This is a genomic window from uncultured Actinobacillus sp. (assembly GCF_945915845.1).
GTDB lineage: Bacteria > Pseudomonadota > Gammaproteobacteria > Enterobacterales > Pasteurellaceae > Exercitatus.
This window is the reverse complement of the sequence record NZ_CAMEFX010000014.1, coordinates 1-13857: the sequence shown is the minus strand read 5'-3', so window position 1 is coordinate 13857 and position 13857 is coordinate 1. Positions and strand designations below refer to the sequence as shown.

The following is a 13857-nucleotide window of genomic DNA, read 5'->3' as shown; positions in this document are numbered from 1 at the left end:
TATGTTAGATAAAATTAAAGATCTTTATAACGAGAATATTCAAACGCAAATTGCGGCCTCGAGAACCTTACCTGAGCAATTGCAAAAAGCGGTTTATGCTATCGTAGCCGCATTGCTACGAGGAAATAAGCTCATTGTTTGTGGACATGGGCGTTCTTATGCGAATGCGCAGATTTTGGTGGCAAATTTACTTAACCGTTATGATTTAGAACGACCTAGCTTTCCATCGGTATTGTTAAATGTAGATAGTGCAGTAGGAGCAGCAATTATTTCCGATCAACATTTGACCGCGCTTTATCAGCGTCAATTTAATGCCGTGGCTCAGCAAGGGGATATTTTAATTGTCATGTCACCGTTTGGGGATGAAGAAGCCATTTTGGATGTGGTAAATTGTGCCACAACAAAAGATGTTTCCATTATTGCATTAACCGGGGCTAGCAATGATTATTATCAAGGCATCTTGACAGAAAATGATATTGAAATTCAGGTGCCTAGCCAAAAAGAAAGTCACCTCTTGGAAAGCCATTTGTTTATTATTAATACATTATGTGAATTAATTGATCATAGTTTATTCGGGCAAAAATAAATTATTTTTTGTCCGCACTTTAAATTTTATGAAGTCACCCCAATAACAAAGAAACCTTAATGGAAATATTTATTTTATGGGAAGAAAACGTTCGGCAAGTTCGAGCCGCTGGTTAAACGAACACTTTAAAGATCCCTTTGTACAAAAGGCACATAAACAAAAACTACGTTCTCGTGCGTATTTTAAATTAGATGAAATTCAGCAAACTGATAAGTTATTCAAACCCGGGATGACGGTGGTAGATTTAGGTGCAGCACCTGGTGGTTGGTCACAATATGCAGTAACACAAATCGGGGATAAGGGGCGGATTATCGCTTGTGATATTTTGGAAATGGATCCTATTGTTGGGGTTGATTTCTTGCAAGGGGATTTCCGCGATGAAAATGTTTTGAATGCGTTATTGGAACGTGTGGGCGATGAAAAAGTTCATGTGGTTATGTCGGATATGGCACCAAACTTTAGTGGTATGTCATCGGTAGATATTCCACGAGCGATGTATCTCGTTGAACTTGCATTGGATATGTGCAAACAGGTTCTGGCCACTAAAGGGAGTTTTGTGGTGAAAGTATTTCAAGGTGAGGGGTTTGATGACTATTTACGCGAAATTCGTTCCTTGTTTTCCGTGGTAAAAGTCCGAAAACCTGAAGCTTCACGTGGGCGTTCTCGTGAAGTTTATATTGTGGCAACAGGTTATAAAGGTTAAGAAAAAATCCTTGCCCTACGGAAAAAATTGGCATTGACTATTAGTTTCTTTGTCGATTTTGATATATGCTATTAACAAATTTTTAACTAACTATGAGGTTTAAACCTTGAACGATATGGTAAAAAATCTTGTCCTTTGGGTTGTTGTTGCTGTTGTCATGATGACGGCATACCAAGGATTTAATACGACTGACTCGGGAAACCAAACAGATTACACCACATTTATTACAGATGTGGGTAATAATCAGGTTTCACAAGTAAAATTTAGTGATGATCGCGAGATTAGTGTCACCAAAACCGATGGTTCAAAATACGCCACCATTATGCCAATCTATGACGATAAAATCCTAAATGACTTGTTAAACAAGAAAATTAGAGTAGAAGGGACGATGCCGGAAGGCCGTAGTTTGCTTTCACAAATTCTTATTTCTTGGTTCCCAATGTTATTCCTTGTAGGTGTATGGTTCTTTTTTATGCGTCAAATGCAAGGCGGTGGCGGCAAAGCGATGAGCTTTGGTAAAAGTCGCGCTAAAATGTTAACCAAAGATCAAATTAAGGTAACCTTTGAAGACGTTGCAGGTTGTGATGAAGCCAAAGAAGAAGTGGGTGAGATTGTCGATTTCTTACGAGATCCAACTAAATTCCAGAATCTTGGTGGTAAAATTCCAAAAGGCGTATTAATGGTTGGGCCACCGGGGACAGGTAAAACCTTAATTGCTAAAGCTATTGCAGGGGAAGCTAAAGTCCCATTCTTTACGATCTCAGGTTCTGATTTCGTGGAAATGTTCGTGGGTGTTGGAGCATCACGTGTACGCGATATGTTTGAACAAGCAAAGAAAAATGCGCCTTGTTTGATTTTTATCGATGAAATTGATGCGGTAGGCCGTCAACGTGGTGCAGGTCTTGGTGGTGGTCATGATGAACGTGAACAAACCTTAAACCAAATGCTCGTGGAAATGGATGGTTTTGAAGGTAAAGAAGGCATTATTGTCATTGCGGCAACTAACCGACCTGATGTGTTAGATCCGGCGCTTGTTCGTCCGGGACGCTTTGATCGTCAAGTGACAGTTGGATTGCCTGATGTTCGTGGTCGTGAACAGATCTTAAAAGTGCATATGCGTAAAGTGCCTTTAGGTGATGATGTTGATGCTATGACTTTGGCTCGTGGTACACCGGGCTATTCAGGTGCGGATTTAGCTAACTTAGTTAATGAAGCCGCATTATTTGCTGCACGTGGGAATAAGCGTGTTGTCACTATGTTAGAGTTTGAAAAAGCAAAAGACAAAATCAATATGGGGCCTGAACGTCGTTCAATGATGATGACAGATAAGCAAAAGGAAAGTACCGCTTATCATGAAGCCGGTCATGCCATTGTGGGGTATTTAGTGCCTGAGCATGATCCCGTACATAAAGTGACAATTATCCCTCGTGGACGTGCGCTTGGTGTCACCTTCTTTTTACCTGAAGGTGATCAAGTTAGCATCAGTCAAAAACAATTAGAAAGCAAACTTTCGACTTTATATGCAGGTCGCCTTGCTGAAGAGTTGATTTATGGTGAAGAAAATATTTCTACCGGTGCATCAAACGATATTAAAGTCGCAACCAATATTGCGCGCAATATGGTGACCCAGTGGGGCTTCTCCGATAAACTTGGTCCAATTCTTTATTCAGAAGATGAAGGTGAGGTATTCCTAGGTCGTTCAATGGCAAAAGCCAAACATATGTCGGATGAAACAGCACATACGATCGATGAAGAGGTTCGCGCTATCGTAAATCGTAACTATGGACGCGCTCGTCAGTTGTTGATTGATAACATGGATATTTTACATGCCATGAAAGATGCGTTAGTCAAATATGAAACCATTGAAGAAGAGCAAATCAAGCAATTGATGAATCGTGAGCCGGTAACTCCGCCGTCAGGTTGGGAAGAAAATAGTTCAAAACGAACGCAATCCGATGAACCTAAAGCACAAAAATCGGCAGATGAAACGGTGAAAGCTGAAAATACTGATGAAAGTGCGGTCGAAAAATCGGAAGATTTGTAAGATTTAACTAGAAAGAAGGCGGCATGATGTCGCCTTTTTTAATCGTGAAGGAAATAGGGAAATTTTCCTTTAAACAAACCGGTAAATCTAGGAATTTTTTCTTAATCGGAAAGTGCTTTTAGCGTTAACCATATATTTAACATTAGAAATTTTATGCCCGATTTTTTGATCTTCAGTCAAAATCGGGCATTTCATTTGTAATGAAATGTGATTGTAAGAGAGCTTTTTTGTGATTTAGTTCACGAAAATACCATTAAAACGTAAAATTTCTTTTTTATTTAGGCTTCTTGTTGAAAAATGAATTTAATATTTATAGCACTTATCAGGAGGCACTATGAAACAAAAACGCTATCATGCCGATTGGAGTTCAATCAAAACCCATGAAGTACCACAATGGTACGAAGATGCAAAATTCGGTATTTTCATCCATTGGGGTGTTTATTCTGTGCCGGCATTTGCACCACCGACTTGCCAACTGGGAGAAATTGATATTGATGAACAATGGTTCTGTAACAACCCTTATGCAGAATGGTATTTTAATTCAATCAATGTTCAAAAAGGCCCAACCTATGAGCATCATTTGAAAACTTATGGTGCAGATTTTACCTATGATCAGTTTATTCCGCAGTGGAAAGCAGAAAAATGGCAGCCTGAGCAGTGGGCGGAATTATTTAAACAAGCAGGAGCTAAATATGTGGTATTAACAACAAAACACCATGATGGTTTCTGTTTATTTCCAAGTAAACACACAGACTTTAACTGTACACAAGCCGGTCCCAAACGGGACTTAATGGGCGAATTGACTGAGCAAGTGCGTGAAAAAGGTTTACGTATGGGAGCGTATTATTCGGGAATTATTGATTGGCAATATGCCTCTGACCCGATTTTTACCGAAAGTCAAAATTTCTCTAATGCTTGCCCAACCTATGAATATGCTGATTTTGCCTATAAACAGGTAGTCGAGCTTATTGATCGTTATAAACCTGATGTGCTTTGGAATGATATTGGTTGGCCAAAAGCAGGCGAACATATGTTACCGCACTTATTTGCCCATTATTACAACACCGTTACAGAAGGTGTGGTAGATGACCGTTGGAACAAATTATGGTGTGACTTCACATCTAAAGAATATAAACATGGGACGGCCTCTCGTGATAAAAAATGGGAAATGTGCCGTGGTATGGGCTTATCTTTCGGCTATAACCAAGTGGAAGATGAAAGCCATTTAATTTCAGTGAAAGACTTGGTGACACTTTTGGTGGAAACCGTAGCCGATAACGGCAACCTGTTATTGAATATTGGTCCGAAAGCAGATGGCACTATTCCGCAAGAGCAAGTGGATCGTTTATTAGCCTTAGGTCAATGGTTGGCGGTTAATGGTGAAGGGATTTATCACTCTAGATGCAGTCGCAATCCGACACAAAAACTGGGTGATGTCACTCTTTATCACACAAAAGTGCGGTCAGATTTGTACCTGTTTGTTGATGGATTGAAAGCAGGTAAAAATAGTTTGCCATTGTCTTTATACGGCAATATTGAGGCATTAAATCCTGAACTGAAATTCCATGTAGAAAACACCTCTGAAGGACGTATTTTACATATCGAAAACTACCAACCAGATTGGTATATCTTAGGCTTTAAAATTGCAAATGGGGAGGAATAGTTATGAGCAGTATCTCAACTCGTTTCATTGATTTTATGAATGAGCATGTTGCGCCTGTGGCAAAACGCATGGAAAATCAACCGCACATTTCTGCAATTCGAGACGGTTTTATTGTGGTGTTACCGTTTTTGATTGTAGGTAGTTTTATAATGATCCTACTCATTCCGCCGTTTGATGAAAATACTCAAAACTCATTTGGTCAAGCGTGGTGGGAGTTCTCTCACTGGGCGAGCGGTTATGGTTGGCGATTCTTCCAAATGTCCTTTAACGCCATTTCTTTGTTCACATCAGCTAGTATTGCTTATAACCTTGCTAAAGCTTATAAACGAGAGCCATTACCTGCGGCATTCTTATCGGTAATGACATTCTTATTGGTTGCAGCACCTGTTAAAGATGGGGCGATGGACATTAAATTCTTTGGGGGGATTGGTTTGTTCTCCGCGATTTTTATCGCGATCTATACGGTAGAATTAACCCGATTATTAGAGTATTTAAATATTCGTATTCGCTTACCAAAAGAAGTACCAAGTGCGGTGGCGGAATCTTTAAATATTGTGATTCCAATTTTAGCGGTATTACTCACGCTTTATCCTGTTACCCTATATATTGAACACGCCACAGGTTCAACTATTCCACAAATTATCATGGACTTTATGGCACCATTAATTAAAGTAAGTGATTCTTTGGGGGCAATTTGTTTATTCGTCTTCGCTACACATTTGCTTTGGTTCTTAGGAATTAACGGTTCTTTAGTGTTGATGCAATTATGGACACCATTCCTATTGCAAAACATGGCAGCCAACCTTGCCGCGTTCCAAGCAGGTGAACCATTACCATATATCATCACCAACTCATTCTGGGATTTCTATATTGTGCATGGGGCATCTGGTGGGGTTATTGCCTTAGCCTTCTTATTGGTTCGCAGTAAATCTGCACACTTGCGTTCCATTGGTAAAATCGGTTTGGTACCATCGTTCTTCTCTATCGGTGAACCTATCGTGTACGGTGTGCCAATGGTAGTGAACCCATTGTTCTTTATCCCATTGATTTTTGCACCAATGGCGAATGCGATTATTGCCTATCTCTTACTTGACTTTAATCTCATTCACCGTATCTACCTCATGGCTCCTTGGACAACGCCAGCACCGATCGGGGCGTATTTGGTGTCCGGGGGAGATTTATGGGCACCGATATTGAGTGCAGGCTTAATTTTATTAGACGTGGTGATTTATTATCCATTCTTTAAAATGTACGAAAAAGTTTGTTTAGAAAAAGAGAAAATAGAAGAACTAAATGAGGTGGTTGCTGAGAAACTTATGCAAAAAGCACAAGAAGCCGCGCGTTAGTTTTATATTCGTTATCTCGATAAAAAAATAACCCTGCACAATCTGATTTGTACAGGGTTATTTTCATTATTTAGTGATTAGATTTTACAAGCACCGCCTGCGCAACCGTCATCCATATCTTCTTGTGCATCATCGGCACCATCACGGGTGTTTTGATAGTAAAGCGTTTTTAAACCGAATTTATAAGCGGTTAATAAGTCTTTTAATAAGACTTTCATTGGTACTTTACCCTCTTCAAAACGTTGTGGATCGTAGTTAGTGTTAGCAGAAATCGATTGGTCAACGAATTTCTGCATAATACCCACAAGATGTAAATAACCATCCATATTTGGCATATCCCACAATAATTCGTAGTTTTCGCCTAGGGTTTCGTAGTCTGGTACCACTTGTTTTAAAATACCGTCTTTTGAGGCTTTTACGCTAATATGACCACGTGGTGGCTCAATACCATTGGTTGCATTAGAAATTTGCGAAGATGTTTCTGATGGCATGAGCGCGGTTAATGTAGAGTTACGTAAGCCGTAGGTTTTAATTTCTTCGCGTAAGGTTTCCCAATCGTAATGAAGCGGTTCGCTGGTAATGCTGTCAATATCTTTTTTGTAGTTATCAATCGGTAAAATACCTTGTGAATAACGCGTTTCATTGAAAAATTCGCAAGGACCTAACTCTTTGGCCAAATTCATTGAGGCTTTGAGCAAGTAGTATTGAATTGCTTCAAAGGTACGGTGCGTTAAGTTATTGGCACTACCATTAGAATAACGAACGTTATTTTTTGCTAAATAATAGGCATAGTTAATGACACCAATACCTAATGAACGGCGACCTAATGAACTACGGCGAGCTGCAGCAACAGGGTAGTCTTGATAGTCTAATAAAGCATCCAACGCACGAACAGCAAGATCGGCTAATTCTTCTAATTCATCAAGATTTTCAATTTTACCTAAGTTGAAAGCAGAAAGTGTACATAATGCAATTTCACCATTTTCATCGTGGAAATGTGTTAATGGTTTGGTTGGTAAAGCAATTTCCAAGCAAAGGTTTGATTGACGAACAGGTGCCACTGCAGGATCAAATGGCGAATGGGTATTCGTATGATCCACGTTATGAATATAAATTCGACCTGTTGAAGCGCGTTCTTGCATTAATAATGAGAATAACTCTACGGCTTTGACTGTGCGTTTGCGAATAGCCGGATCTTGTTCATATTGTTCATAAAGTTGTTCAAATTTTTCTTGGTCAGCAAAGAATGCTTCATATAACCCCGGTACATCAGATGGGCTAAATAAGGTAATGTCACCGCCTTTAATTAAGCGTTGATACATTAATTTATTTAATTGAACACCATAGTCCATATGACGAACACGGTTATCTTCTACGCCACGGTTATTTTTTAATACTAACAGGCTTTCTACTTCTAAGTGCCAAAGCGGATAGTAAACTGTGGCAGCACCACCACGTACGCCACCTTGTGAACAAGATTTAACGGCAGTTTGGAAATATTTGTAGAATGGAATACAACCTGTATGGAAAGCCTCACCGCCACGAATAGGGCTACCTAAAGCGCGGATCGCCCCAGCATTCACGCCAATACCCGCGCGTTGAGAAACATATTTCACAATTGCTGATGCAGTAGCATTGATTGAATCTAAGCTATCGCCACATTCGATTAATACGCATGAACTAAATTGGCGTGTAGGCGTACGTACACCGGCCATAATCGGTGTTGGCAATGAAATTTTAAAGGTTGAGGTTGCGTCATAGAAACGGCGAATATAATCTAAACGCGTTTCTTTCGGGTATTTCGAGAATAAACTTGCCGCCACTAATAAATATAAGAATTGAGCAGATTCATAAATTTCACCGGTGACGCGGTTTTGTACCAAATATTTCCCTTCAAGCTGTTTTACTGCCGCATAAGAGAAAGTCATATCGCGCCAATGGTCTAAGAAATCATTCATTTCTTCCCATTCTTCACGCGAGTAGTCTGTTAAGAGAGACTCATCATATTTTCCCATACGAACTAATTTTTTTACTTGTTCATAAAGGCGTGGCGGCTCAAATTGACCATAGGCTTTTTTGCGCAAATGAAAGATTGCCAAACGAGCGGCTAAATATTGATAATCTGGCGCGTCTTTACTAATCAGATCAGCGGCTGCTTTAATGATTGTTTCATGAATATCCGAAGTACGAATACCTTCGTAGAATTGAATGTGTGAACGCAATTCCACTTGCGAAACTGACACATTATCTAATCCTTCCGCAGCCCATGTAATAACACGGTGAATTTTATCTAAATCGATGGGTTCAAGTTGTCCGTCACGTTTGGTGACCATCAATGCTTTATTCATATTGTTTGCCTATGAATTACTTTGGTTTAACACTAGGGTCTGTTTATCTTTCAATAAAAGGCTGCGGCGGAGCTTATTTTTTGCCCAATCAAGGCAAAAAAACTGCCGTTTAGTCATTCTAAACAAAGTTTTTTTAACACAGAGTGGGCAAAAAAGAAGCCCGCCCCTTCGGGTTGTGCCTAAAAAAGCCATCGTCGTTGTTGTAAAACTTGTAAATAGTCCTGCTATTAACTGCGTTTTACGCCTAGCCGATGGCTTTTTTAGGCGACAACGCAGCTTTTTATTGAAAGATAAACAGACCCTATATATGGGGTGGAAAATTAAAACTGGCACAAGATAAGGTAAAAAATGGGATTTTTCAAGTAATAAATTTGTGCTCTGATTATTGACAGAAAGTAAGTTGTTATAGCTAAAAGAGATTTTGGGTTCGTTAAAAATTTTTCTTTTAGACTTATGGAAAGCGCGGTGAAAAGTTGATGTTTTTTTGTGATCAAGTTCTCAGATTTCACTATTCTTTCTGAAGTAGAAAAAAGACAATGCTATACTCGGTTCAGCAAGTAACAGATATATTTTTAAAGGACTTATTATGAAATTAGAAGAACTTGCCAAACTAGCAGGCGTGTCGAGAACGACAGCAAGTTATGTTTTAAATGGCAAAGCAAAAGAATATAGAGTAAGTGATCGTACCATTGAACGCGTACAAGCATTGATTGATAAATATGACTTTAAACCCAATGCTATGGCAGCAGGTTTACGTGTAGGACGTAGTCATACGATAGGTATGATTATTCCTGATTTTGCCAATATTAGTTATGCCAAGATTGTTAACCTATTGGAAAATCATTGTCGCGAAAAGGGCTATCAATTATTAATTACCTGTTCAAATGACAAGGCTCAAAATGAAATGGAATGTGCTAAACATCTGTTTCAACGTCAAGTGGATGCGTTGATTGTATCCACTTGTTTGCCAACGGAAAATGATTTTTATCTTACGCATCAGAATGTACCTGTGATTGGTTTTGACCGCCGTCTTCATACGGAAGGTGTGAAAAATTTGTTGGCAAATGATATCCGAGATGCTTGTCATTTAGGGATTAATTTATTGGCACGTCAATCTTACAATAATATTTTATTTTTTGGGGCGGTGCCTGAGCTTGTTGTGAGTAAAGAACGGGAAATGGGGTTTAGAGAAGCATTAAAAAATCATTCCACAGAGCATGTTCACTTTTTATATTCCGATGAGTTTAAGAAAGATAAGGCAGCCGCTGCTTTTGAAGCTTGGTTAGAGACATCGCCTTTACCTGATGCCATTTACACCACCTCATTGACCTTACTACAAGGGGTGTTAGAGGTATTCTTGAAAAAACACAAATCCATCCCAGAGAAGATTGTTTTTGCGACATTTGGTAAAAATGAATTAGTGGATTTATTGGCGAACCCGGTTGTGTGTAGCGTACAAGATCATCATATTATCGCGCAGGCATTATTTGAATTAGCGATTCCAGCTAAAAAAGCCAAAACAACGGTGATTCCTGAAAAGTTGATTCGACAAATTCATCATTATCGTTGGTAAGTTGAGAAGAAAGCGCGGTTAAAATCTTGAGAGAATTTAACCGCACTTGAACCTGATTGTTGCAACTTAAAATAGCAATTATTGCGCCATATTAATCACAGTTTTCAAAAATCCCTTAGCTGTTGAAAAACTTTCCATTTTTCCTTGTGCTTGTAATATCATGTCAGACATTTCTCGAAATGCACCGTTGCCCCCGGCTTGTGTGAGAACGTAATCCGCATTATTTTGTACGTAAATAGGGGCATCATTGACGGCAAAAGCCAAACCACAAACGGCAAAAGCGGGAAGATCTACACTATCATCGCCAATGTATGCGGTTTCTTCCGGTGTCACACCCGCTTGACGGATAAGATCGAAACAAGCACTTTCTTTTTCAAGTTTGCCAAGATACGCCAGTTTTATGCCAAGATCATCGATGCGTTTTTGCAGGATGGGGGAGCTGCGTCCAGACAACACTGCTACTTGTATCCCATGTTCCATAAGCATACGAATACCTAATCCATCACGAACATGGAAACTTTTAAGGGCTTCACCGTTGGCATCATAATGCAATAAGCCATCTGTCAGTACGCCATCCACATCGGTAATAACGAATTTAATTTTTTGAAGTTTTTCTTGCATGTTGATTCCTAAGATGAAAATTCGATTAATCCGACCACTTGATTTTGATCATCGACCGCAATTAATGAGTGAATTTTTTTCTCTTTCATAAAGCTTTCAGCATGAGATAAGAATTCATTTTGATTAATAGTTTTGGGATGTCTGGTCATCAAATCTTGGGCAGTTTTCGTTAGGGTTTCTGCGCCGTTTTTGGTTAATGCTCTACGTATATCGCCATCGGTAATAATTCCTTGTAATTGATTATTTTCCATGACCAACGCGACGCCCATTCGTCCTTCATTCATGACGGTTAAACAGTCAGTAAAACCCAGAGACGGTGCGGCAATAGGTAAGCGAGTTTGCATTTGATCTTTAACACGGCAAAGTAAACGGCGCCCCAAAGATCCACCGGGGTGGAATTTAGCAAAATCGATAGGTTTGAAATTACGCGCATGAATCAACGCCACAGTTAATGCATCCCCTAGGGCAAGGGTAACTAAAGCAGAAGTGGTTGGCGCAAGATTGTTTGGACAGGCTTCACGTTCCACGGAGATATCTAAGATGAAATCTGCATGTCTACCAAGCGTTGAATGAGGGTTACTGGTTAATGCAATGATTTTATTGCCGAAATTTTTTAGGCTAGGAATAAGTTTATTGACTTCATCACTTTCGCCACTGTAGGAAATTAATATCACTACATCTATCGGTTTTAACATCCCTAAATCGCCATGGAAGGCTTCTGTGGGATGTAAAAAGAAACTGGGAGTGCCTGTTGAGGCGAGGCTGGCAACAATTTTTTTACCAATTAACCCTGATTTGCCTACGCCACTAATGGCGACACGACCTTTGCAATCTAAAATAAGCTCGATGACGGCATCAAAAGTGCGGTCTAAATTTTGACACATTTTCGCCAGTGCTTGTTCTTCAATTTTTAATGTGTCACGTGCATTTTGCAAGTAATCCATAAGTCCCTCCTTTTTTCATAAAAATAGGCTCAAGTGCGGTTATTTTAACTGATGTTTTTGTTTCACTCTAGTTAAAATTCCGCTATACTACGCGCCAGAGTTGGTCAGACAATCGCTGGTTTATTGAAGCCCTTAGTGCCGTAAGGCAAGCCTGAAATAGGTGATAAGTGGGACAAGTAAACGAGAGGAAAGTCCGGGCTACAAAGGGCAGAGTGCCAGTTAACGGCTGGGCAGCGCGAGCTGACGACAAGTGCAACAGAGAGCAGACCGCCTTTTTTCGGAAAGGTAAGGGTGAAAGGGTGCGGTAAGAGCGCACCGCGTGGCTGGTAACAGTTCACGGCAAGGTAAACTCCACTCGTAGCAAGACCAAATAGGAACTCAATGGGTGTGCCCGCTCAGAGTTCGGGTAGGTTGCTTGAGCGTTATAGTGATGTAACGCCTAGAGGAATGATTGTCCAACGACAGAACCCGGCTTATCGACCAACTCACCAAATTTAATTAAGCAGGCAATTTTGTCTGCTTTTTTATTGAAAACAAGGAAAAATAAAAAATTTTGTGCGCCATGTCACAAAATTAAACATTGGGGTTTGCAAGCCGGAACTGAATTCTATATCCTTGACCCCATAAAAAACGAGAACTATAAAAAATAGTCATCTTAAAATTTGCTTTCCGAGTAGCGTCTTCAGTCCAAGACGCTTTTTTTTGTCTTAAATTTAGGGGGATTTACTTAAAGCCAAACAGCCCCTAATTTGCCAATCATTTCATTGATAGCCGTACAAAGTAGCTCGCGATCATGACGATAAACCACATCATCGGCGTTGAGTTTATGACCAAGAATCGGAATATTTAATTCTTGGGAGAGGTGTTGAAATTCAGGTGGGGTAATAATGCCATCAATAATCTCTTGGCCTATCACTCGATGAATCCATTGAATACGATCTAAAAGAGACAAACTAGCAGCCGGGCTATGCTCAATACCGAGATTATCAATAAAAATTTTTTTAGCACGGCTTTGTTTTAGTGCTTCAATGATTTCAGGTAACAGTAGCGTAGGCATGATGCTCGTTAAGAAACTCCCCGGTCCGAATAAAATCACATCCGCTTTCTGGATTGATAGGATAGCTTCAGGTGTTGCTCGTACGCTCGGTTCCAAAAAGAGTTCAATAGGAAGCTCATTTAAACTATCAATGGTTACTTCGCCCACAATTCGTTCTTTCGATTGCAAAACCGCACCGAGATCTACCGGCTGTTCCGACATGGGAATTAAAAAAGATTTTACCCGTAAAAAGTTACGAATAAGATTAATGGCTTCTGTAGGGCGAATTTCCATATCTTCAAGTGCCTTGAGGATAAGATTGCCAAGATTATGCCCGGCTAATTCGCCATTTCCGCCAAATCGATATTCAAAAACTTTGGAGGCAGTAGTGGGTTTGGCAATAATTTGATTTAAACAATTACGCAAATCCCCCCAAGCAATACCACCGTGTTGATGCCGAATTCTGCCTGTTGAACCACCGTTATCTGTGGTCGCTACAATACCTGTTAAGCGCTCTTTCATAAAGCTTAACGAGGACATTACGCGCCCTAATCCATGTCCACCACCAATGGCGACGATATGATTAAGTTGTTCTAAGTGATTGGTTGTCAAATTTTGCATGATAGCTGTAAGAAAAAGTGCGGTTCAAAATTAAATTGATTTTATCATACCGTTAAACGTAAAAAAAATAGTGAGTTAATGGATTGCTGAATATATGGATTTTCATTAAAATGAAAGGATATTGAAAATATGATTAACAGCTTGAAATAAGCTGTATAAATTTGAATCCTAAATTAGGAAAAAAGAGCGCGTTATTTTCATCAATTATGTGCCTTACCAGATTGTCGCTTCCATTTTTAGCGTTATACGGCATTTAATGTGTGGTATTCGTTTTAACTCATTTTAGACATATAATTTTCACCTTAAAATCAACTAAATAAGGAACAGCACATGAACAAAAATAAATTCCGCGTGATTTTCAACCGCACTTTG

At 39.6% G+C, this 13857-nt stretch carries 10 protein-coding genes and 1 other RNA gene; 7 read left to right on the top strand and 4 right to left on the bottom strand.

Annotated features, from left to right (window positions below; genetic code table 11):
- Position 1 precedes the first annotated feature (1 nt).
- From Q0O89_RS05110 to Q0O89_RS05090, 5 genes are all read left to right on the top strand, one after another.
- Positions 2-586, top strand: coding sequence for an SIS domain-containing protein (locus Q0O89_RS05110; RefSeq protein ID WP_293730606.1), 585 nt, complete (start codon positions 2-4; stop codon positions 584-586).
- A 76-nt stretch (positions 587-662) separates the two neighbouring features.
- A complete protein-coding gene (gene rlmE, locus Q0O89_RS05105) occupies positions 663-1289 on the top strand; it encodes a 23S rRNA (uridine(2552)-2'-O)-methyltransferase RlmE (RefSeq protein ID WP_293730605.1) in 627 nt (208 codons plus the stop codon).
- A 115-nt stretch (positions 1290-1404) separates the two neighbouring features.
- A complete protein-coding gene (ftsH, locus tag Q0O89_RS05100; protein WP_293730634.1) occupies positions 1405-3333 on the top strand; it encodes an ATP-dependent zinc metalloprotease FtsH in 1929 nt (642 codons plus the stop codon).
- 334 nt (positions 3334-3667) lie between these two features.
- The gene (locus Q0O89_RS05095) at positions 3668-4996 is read left to right on the top strand and encodes an alpha-L-fucosidase (RefSeq protein WP_293730604.1); all 1329 of its coding nucleotides are present in this window, start codon (positions 3668-3670) and stop codon (positions 4994-4996) included.
- Between the two features lie 2 nt (positions 4997-4998).
- The gene (locus tag Q0O89_RS05090) at positions 4999-6342 is read left to right on the top strand and encodes a PTS transporter subunit EIIC (protein WP_293730603.1); all 1344 of its coding nucleotides are present in this window, start codon (positions 4999-5001) and stop codon (positions 6340-6342) included.
- Between the two features lie 77 nt (positions 6343-6419).
- On the opposite strand, the gene nrdA is transcribed toward Q0O89_RS05090, so the two are convergent.
- Complete coding sequence (nrdA, locus tag Q0O89_RS05085) at positions 6420-8690, bottom strand: class 1a ribonucleoside-diphosphate reductase subunit alpha (protein ID WP_293730602.1); 2271 nt, start codon at positions 8688-8690, stop codon at positions 6420-6422.
- A 586-nt stretch (positions 8691-9276) separates the two neighbouring features.
- Here nrdA and cra point away from each other — a divergent pair.
- The gene (gene cra / locus Q0O89_RS05080) at positions 9277-10263 is read left to right on the top strand and encodes a catabolite repressor/activator (protein WP_293730601.1); all 987 of its coding nucleotides are present in this window, start codon (positions 9277-9279) and stop codon (positions 10261-10263) included.
- A 78-nt stretch (positions 10264-10341) separates the two neighbouring features.
- On the opposite strand, the gene Q0O89_RS05075 is transcribed toward cra, so the two are convergent.
- Positions 10342-10884, bottom strand: coding sequence for an HAD family hydrolase (locus Q0O89_RS05075; protein ID WP_293730600.1), 543 nt, complete (start codon positions 10882-10884; stop codon positions 10342-10344).
- An 8-nt stretch (positions 10885-10892) separates the two neighbouring features.
- Positions 10893-11828 carry a KpsF/GutQ family sugar isomerase gene (locus Q0O89_RS05070; protein WP_293730598.1) on the bottom strand — a complete coding sequence of 312 codons (936 nt, stop codon included), beginning with the start codon at positions 11826-11828 and terminating at the stop codon, positions 10893-10895.
- Positions 11829-11924: 96 nt separating this feature from the next.
- Between Q0O89_RS05070 and rnpB the strand changes: the two genes are divergently transcribed.
- Positions 11925-12320: RNase P RNA component class A (rnpB, locus tag Q0O89_RS05065), an RNA gene on the top strand.
- 235 nt (positions 12321-12555) lie between these two features.
- On the opposite strand, the gene yvcK is transcribed toward rnpB, so the two are convergent.
- Positions 12556-13485, bottom strand: coding sequence for a uridine diphosphate-N-acetylglucosamine-binding protein YvcK (gene yvcK, locus Q0O89_RS05060; RefSeq protein ID WP_293730597.1), 930 nt, complete (start codon positions 13483-13485; stop codon positions 12556-12558).
- Between the last annotated feature and the right edge of the window lie 372 nt (positions 13486-13857).

What these genes read in the sequence shown, in the direction of transcription:
- Q0O89_RS05110 (WP_293730606.1), top strand. Translation starts at nt 2, where the DNA reads ATGTTAGATAAAATTAAAGATCTTTATAACGAGAATATTCAAACGCAA.
- rlmE (WP_293730605.1), top strand. Translation starts at nt 663, where the DNA reads ATGGGAAGAAAACGTTCGGCAAGTTCGAGCCGCTGGTTAAACGAACAC.
- ftsH (WP_293730634.1), top strand. Translation starts at nt 1,405, where the DNA reads ATGGTAAAAAATCTTGTCCTTTGGGTTGTTGTTGCTGTTGTCATGATG.
- Q0O89_RS05095 (WP_293730604.1), top strand. Translation starts at nt 3,668, where the DNA reads ATGAAACAAAAACGCTATCATGCCGATTGGAGTTCAATCAAAACCCAT.
- Q0O89_RS05090 (WP_293730603.1), top strand. Translation starts at nt 4,999, where the DNA reads ATGAGCAGTATCTCAACTCGTTTCATTGATTTTATGAATGAGCATGTT.
- nrdA (WP_293730602.1), bottom strand. Translation starts at nt 8,690, where the DNA reads ATGAATAAAGCATTGATGGTCACCAAACGTGACGGACAACTTGAACCC.
- cra (WP_293730601.1), top strand. Translation starts at nt 9,277, where the DNA reads ATGAAATTAGAAGAACTTGCCAAACTAGCAGGCGTGTCGAGAACGACA.
- Q0O89_RS05075 (WP_293730600.1), bottom strand. Translation starts at nt 10,884, where the DNA reads ATGCAAGAAAAACTTCAAAAAATTAAATTCGTTATTACCGATGTGGAT.
- Q0O89_RS05070 (WP_293730598.1), bottom strand. Translation starts at nt 11,828, where the DNA reads ATGGATTACTTGCAAAATGCACGTGACACATTAAAAATTGAAGAACAA.
- yvcK (WP_293730597.1), bottom strand. Translation starts at nt 13,485, where the DNA reads ATGCAAAATTTGACAACCAATCACTTAGAACAACTTAATCATATCGTC.